The sequence below is a fragment of the Streptomyces sp. SID4985 genome, assembly GCF_009863025.1.
Lineage (GTDB): Bacteria > Actinomycetota > Actinomycetes > Streptomycetales > Streptomycetaceae > Streptomyces.
Genome location: NZ_WWIR01000561.1, coordinates 1 through 1,472, shown reverse-complemented (window position 1 = coordinate 1,472; position 1,472 = coordinate 1). Strand labels below are relative to the sequence as shown.

Sequence of the window (1,472 nt, the reverse complement as noted above, 5' to 3'; positions counted from 1 at the left end):
TACGGCATCCAGGCCGCCGCCCAGGCGTACTACGGCAAGGACGCCGTCGACCTCGACCCGGCCCGCGCCGCCTACCTCGCCGCGCTCGTCAACGCGCCCAGCGAGTACGACGTCGTCGCCCACCCCGAGAACAAGCCCGCCGCCGTGGCCCGTTGGAACTACGTCCTGGACGGCATGGTCAAGAAGGGCTGGCTGTCGCAGTCCGAGCGCACCGGCCTGAAGTTCCCCATGCCGAAGGAACAGACCATCTCCACCGGCCTGTCCGGCCAGCGCGGTTACCTCGTCGAGGCGGTCAAGGACTACCTCACCGGTCATCACATCCTCACCAAGGAGCAGATGACGCGCGGTGGTTACCGCATCACGACCACCATCCAGAAGGACAAGCAGGACGACTTCGTCAAGGCCGTCAACGACAAGCTGATCTCCAAGCTGGACAAGAAGAACAACAAGGCCGACACCTACGTCCGCGCGGGCGGCGCGTCCATCGACCCCAAGACCGGCCGCGTCGTGGCGATGTACGGCGGCATCGACTACCTGCAGCAGTACACCAACGGCGCCACCCGCGGCGACTTCCAGGTCGGCTCCACCTTCAAGCCGTTCGTGTTCACCTCGGCGGTCCAGAACGGCTCCACCACCCAGGACGGCAAGCCGATCTCCCCGAACACCTACTACGACGGCACCAACAAGCGCCCCGTACAGGGCTGGAGCGGCTCCTACGCCCCGGAGAACGAGGACCAGAAGTCGTACGGCCAGATCACCGTCCGCAAGGCCACCGACCTCTCGGTGAACTCGGTGTACGCGCAGATGGCCGCCGACGTCACCGGCGCCAAGGTCAAGCAGACCGCGATCGACCTCGGCATCCCCGCCGACACCCCGGACCTCTACCCGTCCCCGTCCATCGCGCTCGGCACCGCCACCGCGAGCGTCCTGGAGATGACCGAGGCGTACGCCACCCTCGCCAACCACGGCCGGCACGGCACGTACACCCTCATCGACAAGGTCACCAAGGGCGGCACCCCGGTGACCATCCCGGGCGGCCAGTCCAAGCAGGCCGTCAGCCGTGAGGCCGCCGACACCACCACCTCCGTCCTGCGGAGCGTGGTCGAGACCGGTACCGCCACGGCCGCCAAGGCCGCGGGCCGCCCGGCCGCGGGCAAGACCGGCACCGCCGAGAGCGACACCGCCGCCTGGTTCGCCGGATACACCCCCGACCTCGCCACCGTGGTCGCGGTCATGGGCCAGGACCCGGTGACCGCCCGGCACAAGCCGCTGTACAACGCGCTCGGCAACGCCCGTATGAACGGTGGCGGCCCGCCCACCGAGATCTGGGCGCAGTACACGAAGGACGCGCTGAGCGGAAAGCCCGCCGCCGACTTCGACCTGGAGCTCCAGCCGGGCGCCGAGGTCGAGGCCCCCGCCACGCTGGCCCCGACCGCACCCGCCACCGTCGCGGGCCAGGACGGCGGCACCGC

General features: G+C 69.6%; 1 protein-coding gene. It reads left to right on the top strand.

Annotated elements, in window-relative coordinates:
* A partial coding sequence (locus GTW40_RS24070) for a transglycosylase domain-containing protein (protein ID WP_202486343.1) occupies positions 1 to 1,472 on the top strand: 1,472 nt, incomplete at both ends.